The organism is Flavobacterium sp. (genome assembly GCF_044338735.1).
Classification (GTDB): Bacteria; Bacteroidota; Bacteroidia; order Flavobacteriales; family Flavobacteriaceae; genus Flavobacterium.
The window spans coordinates 1-10191 of sequence record NZ_JBIIWV010000075.1 but is presented as its reverse complement, the minus strand read 5'-3'; the positions used below and the strand labels follow the sequence as shown (position 1 = coordinate 10191).

Sequence of the window (10191 nt, the reverse complement as noted above, 5' to 3'; positions counted from 1 at the left end):
GAGATTTGAACCACTTAGAAAAATACTGTGGATTTGAATGACCTATAGCATATGCAATCTCAGATATATTCAAATCAGATTCTAGTAAAAGCTTGGTAGCTCTTTTCAATCGCACCGAATCAATAAATTCTTTCCCAGTAGTACCAGTAATTATCTTAACTTTTCTAAAAAAAGTCGAGCGACTCATAGAAAATTCATCTGCTATATTAATAATATTTAAATTATCCTCTTCTATGTTATCATTAACATATTTGAGTAGTTTTTCAATAAATTCTTTATCCTTACTATTTGTGGTTAAATCACCTGCATCTTCGTATTTATTAGTCAAAAATAAATTTTTGAATTTGTTTCTTGAATTTATGATATTTTTAATAGTTAGATTTAAAATTTTAATATTAAATGGTTTAGGAACAAAGTAATCTGCCCCAGATTTAACACCTTCAAATTGAGTATTCATATCGCCCTGAGCTGTTAAAAGAATTATCGGGATATGCGAAGTTTTAATGTCATTCTTAAGCGTCTCACATAGTTCAATACCATTCATTATAGGCATTACCAAGTCACTTATAATTATATCCGGTTGCAATTTATTTGCCATTTCAACACCTATTTGCCCATTATCTGCTGTATATATGTTGTAATTGTCCACAAAGTAATCAGCCATATTTTCAATTAAATCTTTATTGTCATCTACAAATAAAATAGTAGGTTTTTCTTCATTGAAATCTGGATTTTTATCAACTAATTTAGTAGTAACAACTTCATTGTCTTGATCATAATCAGCAATACTGAGAGCTCTAGAAATATCAATATCCAAAAGGAATCTATCTGATTTTTCTTCATCAGAGTAGGCGTTTTCATCCATAGGTAAATTCAAAGTAAAAGTAGTTCCTTTATTCTTTTCACTACTAACTGAAATTGTTCCTTTATGGAGTTCAATCATTGACTTTGTCAAAGACAAGCCTATTCCAAATCCATTAACATAGCGATCCATATTGCCTCCATGATGGTAAAATCTATTGAAAATTTTAGAAATATAATTAGGGTCAATTCCTGAGCCATTATCGATAACATCAATTGTTAAAAAACCTTCATCAGTAGAAGGAAATGCTTTAATTATAATTCTACCTCCATTATTGGTGTGTTTAATGGCATTGGAAACTAAATTATACATTATTTTTCCTAGAGCATTTTTATCAAACCAAATAAATAATTCAGGTTCAAAGGAATCAAATGAGATTTTAATTTCTTTAGATTTTGCCAAAGACTTGAAAATAACTTTGATATTTTTTAAAAACGAAATCATATCATTTTTCTGAACTTTTAATTGGTAATTACCCGTCTCCATTTTGTGAATCGCCAATAATTCATTGGTCAATTCCAAAAGATTATTTACATGTTTATCAATAGTTAATGCTTCCTTTTCTTGTTTGGGATTGAGCTTAAAATTAGAAATCAGTTTTTCAATTGAACATAAAATTAGGGTTAGTGGCGTTCTGATTTCATGAGAAATGTTAATAAAAAATTCCAATTTCGATTTATTGATTTTCTCCATCTGCTCTTGATATTGTTTTTCTAACTGCTCTTTATTTTTTTTTCCAAGTCGTTTTTTTGTAATTGATGAAATTAATTTAATTAAAAAATAAAGGATTATTAAATAGAGACAAAATGCAGGAAATGTTAGCCAAAATAATGGTTTTATTACTATAGATAAAGATGTGTATTTAGATTCCCATCTCCCATCTTCATTAAATACTTTAATTTTAAATGTATAACTTCCTGGAGGTAAGTTTTTATAATTCACTTCATGAGTATTAGCTGATGCTATCAACCAAGTTTTATCAAATCCTTCAAGAACATAGGCGTATTTACAATTTTTTTGATTGTAGTAATTTGGAGATAAAAAGTTAATTTTTATATTATTTTCGAAATGAGTAAGTGTCAGATTGTAAGAATCATTTTTAAGTATTCTATCATTTATATTTATACCATTAATTATTATCTCACTAATATCTACAGGCTCGTTGTAATTATCATGTTTTGATTTATTAGGGGAAAAAGTTGAAATACCATCAATGCCCCCAAAATATAATAACCCACTTGAGTCGGAATAAGAGGAGTGTTCTGTAAATTCATAGTTTTGAATACCGTCGTTTACATCATAAATTGTTGTCTTATACAATTTGTTTAATTTAACTAATCCCCTATTTGTTCCAACCCATATATTTTCTTGCTTATCGTTTTCGATGGATTGAATTAAATTGCTAGGAAGTCCTTCCCGGATTGTGAATTTTTTTATTTTTGATGCTGCTCCCTCTTTATTTAATTTAATTTGAAACAAGCCATTTTTTGTACCCACCCAACAATTGTTTTTGTTATCCAAAAGTATATCACATATATAGTCATTATTATCCAGACTATTTGGGTTTTGGTTGTAATGAGAAAAGTTGTTTATAGTGAAATCATTATTTAATTTAGCTACAACGAGTCCTTTAGTTTGTGTTCCAATCCACAAAAAATTGTGAATGGGATCATATTTAACAATCCGAACGAAATTTATAGAATTTAGAGAGGATGGAATCAAATTTTTATAGCTAACTTCTTTCACTATATTAAAATCATTTGTTAGTGAAAAACTAATAAGATTATTGTCAGTTCCTAGCCAATAATGATTCTTGACATTCGCAATTGAAAAAACAATTGGATTAGATTTATTTTTCGTAATAAGCTTTTTAGTGATATAATTATTTTTGGTAAATGTAACTAGATATAATCCGTCTGAGGTACCTACTAGAATGTGTTGTTTGTCGATTTTGGATAATGCAAAGATCGATTTTCCATTAAGTATTGACTTCACAATTTTATGATTGGTCGTGTCATAAATAAAAAGGCCTTCAAATAAAGTACCTACCCACAAATTATTAAAGTCATCTTTAATAATTGATCTTGTATTACTAATTATTGAGTTGCTTTTATTATCTTTAATATGATAATTTTTAAATTTTAATCCAGAATTATTTTGAAAAAACACACCATTTCCTAATGATCCAATCCAAAGTGTTTTATCTCTAGAAATATATATACTTTTTATTTTTCTAGTAGGTAAATCAATTGCGGTAATAGTTGCAGAGGAAAAATCATTTTTCTTTAGGGCTTCTATATTTATTTTAATAGCTCCGTTAGCACGGGAAGTAACAATAAGATTATTTTGATGATCTTGAATGATGTTTGCTATTCTAGAAAAATTGATGGCAGAATCCTTTTTTGGATAAATTTTAGTTACTAAATAGCTTCCTTTATCTTCTTTTAAATGAAATAAACCATGGTTTTGTGTACCTATCCAGGTATTTGAAAAATTATCTTGAAAAAAAGCAGATATAGTAACATCCGAAGATGGCCCTATTTGAGTTTTAGCTAAAATAATTAATTTATTGCTATTGATTTTAGTTAAAATAACTTGATTTTTATTAGTTAACCAATAATTTCCATTTTTATCTTTTTGATGAATTTTTAAAGATTCAAGATCTAAACTGGAAGGTATTTTATATCGAATAATCTTTTCGCAAATTGACTTTGTGTTTCCTTCAGTGAAAAGTTCTTTTCCCGAATTGATACTCCAAAGTCCATTTTGACTAGTGAACATTATTTTATCGTCAATCAATTTAATTGATTGTATATTTTGACCAAAAAGACTATTTTTTGGATTATATTTTTTTAAATTATAAAATTTATGTGTAATGGAGTTATAAACTGTAAGACCTTGTTCTGTAGCAATCCAAATATTACCGGCAAGATCCTGAGTAATTGAATTTATAGTATTGTCTGAAAGATCGTTGAAAGAATTTGACGCATAAAACGATTTAATATTTATGCCATCATAGCGATTTAATCCATAGTGAGTGCCAAACCACATATATCCATCTCTATCTTGAAATATTGCTGTTATACCATTTTGCGACAATCCTTGCTTATTATCTATATTTTTAAAATTAATATTGTCACTCTGTACACCATATGAATATACATAAAAAAATAATGTAATTAGTACTGTTAGAATTCTTAGCATTTAATGTTTATATTGATTGTATAGTATATTTTCAAACTAAAATGGAGCCTTTGAATTAGAGCATTTAGTTAATAATCCAAAGATAATTGATTTTTTGTTAATTTTATTTTTTTGTACTCATTTTGGAATCAATTTTAATGGACTTTAAAATTGATACAGCAGTTTTTTTGCTATTTGCCTCAAAGACCTTTATGATGAAATTTTTTATTTCTTAAACTTTCAGTGTTTGAAATGCTGGAATGAAAAACATTACTAATAAAATTCTGTAAGCTAAAAACTAAAGGAAGATTATTTTAATTGATTGTAGCCGAAAAAATTAAAATTAGCCCCATTTTATTACTTTAGGCAGGAAAAACGATAAATAGTATAGCTCTCATATTTTTCACCAGGCTTAAGAATAATTGTTGGAAATGATATTTGATTTGGAGAATTATAATCTTGAGTTTCTAGAGCAAACGATTCTCTGTAGTGAAATGGTTTCCCCATTTTTCCAATATCGTTACCTTTAAAGAAATTGGCGCTAAAAAAATGTACCCCTAAATTATTGGTCAACACTTCTAATTTGCGACCACTTTTAGGATCTACAACCGTTGCAGCTAATACAATTTTATTGGACTTTTTTTTCTTTAAAACATAACTTTGATCATATCCTCCGCCAAAATTTAATTGTTCATTCGATTTTTCTAAACCAATATCGACACCAATGAATTTCCCTTTTCTAAAATCAAATGGGGTCCCAGCAACTTTTAGAATCTCTCCTGTTTTAATTTTGTCGGGATTCACGGCGCAAAAATAATTGGATGGAATCGTTAGAATATGGTCTAAAATAGATCCATTCCCCTCGCCTGCTAGGTTAAAAAAAGCATGATTAGTCAAATTTACAATAGTTGTTTTATCTGTTGTAGCTAATAATTTCAAGCTCAATTCATTATTTGAAGTCAACTGATATGTTGCTTCTACTTTTAGAGACCCAGGATATCCCATTTCTCCATCAACAGAAATATAAGACAATACAAGGGTACTATCTGTAACCGTTTTCACATCCCAAACTTGATTATGAAACCCTTTTAATCCTCCGTGTTGGTGATTGACACCATTATTTATAGGAAGAGGATGTATTTTTCCGTCTAGTTCAAAAGTTCCTTTAGCAATCCTTCCGATTACCCTTCCAACGATAGCGCCATGATATACGCCGGTTGCATTTAAGTAATCGTCAATGCTTTTAAACCCAAGAACAACATCGGCCGTTTGACCGTTTTTGTCTGGAGCGCATAAACTAACAATACGGCCGCCATAATTAGTTATGGCGGCCGTAAGATTTCCATTTTTTAGAAAAAACAAACCCACTTGTTTTCCATCAATCACCTTATTGAAATTTTCTGGATTAAGGATAGCGCATTCGCTATTGTTTAAGTTACTTTGACTAAAAGCTTTCGTAAAAATAAGTAGCGTAATTAGTACTAAAAAAACAGCTTGTTTTTTCATTGTTATTTCAATTCAATTTTTTCTACGTTATTGTAGCTGTTGCCTCGAATCAATTCGAAATTTTTTATCAATTCTTTCAATTTTTTGGGTTGGGCTTTAGCAAGATTATTTTTTTGACCGATATCCTTTTTTAAATTATACAATTGAAACTGTTTATCATTTCCCATTTCAATATTAACTTCCTCTAGGATAGAATCACCAGGATAAGGCGGAATCATCATCCAATCGCCTTGACGAAAAGCGGTTTTAGTGTTGGCTTCAATAACTAAATTCGTTCTTCCTTTAGCGCTTTTACCTATAAAAACATCTAAAAGTTCCTGACTGTCTGTACTTTTAACATCAACATTGACCAACTTAGCTATGGATTCCAATAAATCGATTTGGCACACCAAAGCATCTGAAACTAAAGGCTTAATTTGCCCTTTCCAATAGGTAAAAAATGGCACTCGTGTACCTGCTTCCAACAAACTGTATTTTCCGCCTCGCAAAGGACCGTTTGGTTTATGATTGCCTAGTTTTTCAACAGCATCATCAAAATAGCCATCATTCAATACGGGTCCATTATCGCTTGAAAATACAATCAAGGTATTGTCTAAAACCCCTTCTTCTTTTAAGGTTTTTATTATTTCGCCCACGCAATAATCCGCTTCCAATATAACATCTCCACGGGGTCCCATGCCTGATTTTCCAACAAATCTTGGGTTAGGAGTACGAGGAACGTGTGGCTGATTTAAAGCATAATACAAAAAAAATGGATTGTCTTTATGTGTTTTTACATAGGTTTGTGCTTTGGCCAAGAAATCATCTGCTAAATCAACATCACTCCAGTTGGCACTGGCTCCACCAGAAACATAACCAATTCGAGGAATACCGTTTACAATCGAACTGTTGTGACCATGATGCCATTTCATTGAGAGCAATTCAGGATTTTCTTTCCCTGTGGGTTGACCGGGAAAATTTTTATCATAATTTACCGAAATGGGATCTTTGCTATCTAGATTTACCACTTTACCATTATCAATATAAATAGTGGGTACTCTATCTTGTGTGGCGGCCATAATATAAGAATAATCAAAACCTACATCATTAGGACCTGCATCTAATTGTTGATTCCAATCTACAATTCCTGTTCCTAAACCTAAATGCCACTTGCCAACAACGGCAGTTTGGTATCCTTTTTCTTTTAACATCTTAGGGATGGTTAGTTGCTCTTTACCAATCAATAATGGCGCTGAACCCGGAAGAATTTTTGCGTCTTTATTTCTCCAAGGATAAACCCCAGTGAGCAGACCATACCGACTTGGGGTACAAGTTGCCGATGTGGCATATCCATTAGTAAATCGAACTCCTCCATTGGCTAAAGCATCAATATTAGGCGTTTTTATTGCGGTTGCTCCATAACAACTTAAATCTCCATATCCTAAATCGTCTAAATAAATAAAAACAATATTAGGTTTTACTTTTTTATCATTTGTTTGACTGTTGCTTTTTAAACTAACGCTAAAAGCTAAAAAAATTAAAAATATATGCCTGATTTTCATTGTCTAATGGGTTTTTATTTTTGCTTTTTTTGCTTTTTTTACTAAAGGAAAAATTTCAGATTCTACTCTGGCGGTTTGAGCTATTTTAATAAACTCTGCTTTAAGATCTGGCATTGATTCGGCTAAATTATTTTTTTCAAAAGGATCTTGGGCAAGATTATAAATCTCAATATTTTGTTTTTGAGTTATCTTATCATAGACAAAATTTGCCTTCATATCCCCTTTTCTGATGGCTTGACTTTGGCTGCGTTCCCAATACAGATAATCGTGTTGCTTTTGTTTGTTAGTTTTTCCTAATAGTGTAGGTAAATAAGAAATTCCGTCAATATTATCTGGTGTTTTCGCCTTTACAATCTCTGCACAAGTAGGCAAGAAATCCCAAAAAGCGGAGATATGATTACTACTGCTTCCAGGAATAATTTTACCTTTCCAAAATGCAATTAAAGGGCTTTTAATTCCGCCTTCATACACTTCAGATTTTCTTCCTCTTAAATCTCCACCAGTACGCAGAAAACTATCTTCTTCCTTAGTAAGTGCCGATCCATTATCACTTGCGAAAATTATTAAAGTATTATCTAATAGATTCAGTTCTTTTAATTTCGCTACAATTTCGCCAACTTCTTGATCTAATCTCGACGTTAATGCTGCATATTTAGGAACACTGAATTCTTCAGAATGAGCATCTCCTATCGGAAATCCAGTTTTTTTGGCATAATACTCTAATGTTTTATCATCGGGTTGGTGATACGGATTATGAGGTAAAGTAGGGCAAAAATAAAGGAAGAAAGGGTTGTTTTTATTGGCTTCAACAAACTCTAATGCTCTATCTTTAATAATATCAGCACTATAAGCAGAATAAGGAGTGTCTATATTTGAATTCAATTCCACTAAGTCATTTTTACGCAAATAGGAAGTGAAATAATTATGGGCATGAATTTGACCATTATAACCATAAAACTGGTCAAAACCTTGATTGTTTGGAGATCCTTCTGAAGCTGGATAACCCAATCCCCATTTTCCAAAAGCGCCTGTAGTGTATCCTGCAGTCTTCAATATTTCAGCAACCGTGATTTCACTTGCTGGAATAGGCTCATTACCTTCATAAGGAAGTGGTTTATTATCTCTTATATAAGCATGTCCCGTATGTTTTCCCGTCATTAAAGTCCCTCGCGAAGGAGCGCAAATATTAGATCCACAATAATGATTATAAAATTTCATTCCCTCTTTAGCTAGCTGATCAATGTTTGGAGTTTCTATAATTTTACCACCAAAACTCCCCAGCTCATTGTACCCCATATCATCGGCTAAAATGAAAACTATATTAGGTTTTTTAGTATCTTGGGCATGTATGCAAAATGCTGCTAGCAGAATTGCAAAAGTTAGTATGTTTTTTGTATTCATTTTTTGTCTTTATATTTAAATTAATTTTCTCCGTCTTTTTCAACAAAACCTGAAGGTATTGGGACTGTTTTTTTTCCAAATTTTTCAAAAAATTTGTCAAACATACTATAATACTTGTCTTTATACAGTTTTTTGATTTTTTCCTCACGAATCTGCGGATAGTAATCAAAAACGTCTCCTTTGCCAAGTACTCTTGGGTCTTTTTGTTTTCTTAAATCCTTTTCCATTTTAGTCTTTAACTCCTTAATTAAGGAAGCATATTGGGGGTCGGATGCGATATTGTTAACGCAATCAGGATCTTTTTCTAGATCAAAGAGTTCATCGGCAGGGCGTTTGCCAAAAGATAACTTGAAATAATTATAATCTTTATCTCCTTCTTTTAAACCCGTCAGATAGTTTTTTGTTGGCGAATCGTCGCAATTGTTATAGTTAAATTCTGGATCTCCAACAGGCCATCTGTTCGGTTTATAATTGTGAGAGTATAGATATTTATCCGTTCTAATGGCTCTAACGGGATAACTAACAGCAATTAGATCCCCATCCGTAGTACCATTATCATGACGTTCTTTTCCAATTAATGAATATGATCTCTTGGCATCGATTCGCCCTGATTTTTCAGAAACTAATGCGTCCAGAAAACTCTTTCCGGTCATTTGATTGTCTGGTTTTAACCCAGCAGCTTCCATTAGAGTTGGAGCAACATCGGGAAAGTTAATAAAATCGGTCACTACTCTACCTGGAATTATTTTATCTCCCCATCTTACTACAAAAGCTTCATGAAAATCTTCATCATAAATTTGTCCTTTTACATAGGGGAAAGGCATTCCTTGATCTGATGTAGCAATAATAATGGTATTGTCAAGTAAACCTCGCTTTTCTAAAGAAGCCAATGCTAAACCAATTTGAAGATCGTGGTACTCCACTTCTACTCCATAATCAGCCAAATCACCACGAACTAATTCATTGTCAGGAAAAAAGGCTTGAACCCTAACTTTACTCAAATCTTTATTTTCCTTTTTATAAGAATCTTTTTCATATTTACGGTGCGCCTCATGGGTTCCAAACCAAAAACAGAATGGCTTTTCCGAATCTCTTTTGGTTAAAAACGCCTCGAAGTTAGATGCATAATCTTTTTTACTCATACCTTTATATGGCGGAACAAGTGATATGTCATTGTATTCCCAACCTGCTGGATTATGTTCTCCGTAGTAAACTCCGGGCCCCCAACCTTTACCGGTGTAACCTATTGTATAACCGCTTTCTTCTAATAATTTAGGATAAAATTTCCATTTGGGCGGTATAACAGGAATGTGATTAGCCGCTTCTTCCAATTGCCAAGAATACCTTCCGGTTAAGAAACAAGCTCTGGATGGTGAACATTTTGGATTGCAAACATAGGCGTTGGTAAAAAGAACGCCCTCATTTGCAATTCGATCAAAATTGGGTGTTTTAATATATTTAGAACCATACACGCCCATACTATTTCTTGAGATGTCGTCACCCATAATAACAAGAATATTTGGGCGCTTATTTTGAGCCAATCCTCCAATGGAATAGAAAAAACTTAATATTAAAAACAAGGAAGAGTTCAATAAATAAAAACTATTTTTCATTTTTTTTAGATCCATGGTGGTGTATTAATTTATTTTCGTTGAATATTTACTTCAATACCGTTAAAAACATCATCGATTGAATCTG

Annotated in this window: 5 protein-coding genes; all 5 read right to left on the bottom strand. The window is 31.7% G+C overall.

Annotation, left to right across the window (positions count from 1 at the left end):
• Positions 1-4066 (bottom strand): two-component regulator propeller domain-containing protein (locus ACIQZC_RS06375; RefSeq protein WP_396138403.1); only part of this gene is annotated, 4066 nt, incomplete at its 3' end.
• Between the two features lie 336 nt (positions 4067-4402).
• Positions 4403-5551, bottom strand: a complete 1149-nt coding sequence (locus ACIQZC_RS06370) for an aldose epimerase family protein (RefSeq protein ID WP_396138402.1) — start codon at positions 5549-5551, stop codon at positions 4403-4405.
• A gap of 2 nt (positions 5552-5553) precedes the next feature.
• Complete coding sequence (locus tag ACIQZC_RS06365; protein WP_396138401.1) at positions 5554-7092, bottom strand: arylsulfatase; 1539 nt, start codon at positions 7090-7092, stop codon at positions 5554-5556.
• 3 nt (positions 7093-7095) lie between these two features.
• Positions 7096-8493 (bottom strand): arylsulfatase, encoded by a 1398-nt coding sequence (locus tag ACIQZC_RS06360; protein ID WP_396138400.1) that lies wholly within the window; start codon positions 8491-8493, stop codon positions 7096-7098.
• 20 nt (positions 8494-8513) lie between these two features.
• Positions 8514-10106 carry a sulfatase gene (locus tag ACIQZC_RS06355; protein WP_396138399.1) on the bottom strand — a complete coding sequence of 531 codons (1593 nt, stop codon included), beginning with the start codon at positions 10104-10106 and terminating at the stop codon, positions 8514-8516.
• Positions 10107-10191 lie beyond the last annotated feature (85 nt).

Coding starts and splice junctions, on each gene's coding strand:
- ACIQZC_RS06365 (WP_396138401.1), bottom strand. CDS start 7,092: ATGAAAATCAGGCATATATTTTTAATTTTTTTAGCTTTTAGCGTTAGT.
- ACIQZC_RS06360 (WP_396138400.1), bottom strand. CDS start 8,493: ATGAATACAAAAAACATACTAACTTTTGCAATTCTGCTAGCAGCATTT.
- ACIQZC_RS06355 (WP_396138399.1), bottom strand. CDS start 10,106: ATGAAAAATAGTTTTTATTTATTGAACTCTTCCTTGTTTTTAATATTA.
- ACIQZC_RS06370 (WP_396138402.1), bottom strand. CDS start 5,551: ATGAAAAAACAAGCTGTTTTTTTAGTACTAATTACGCTACTTATTTTT.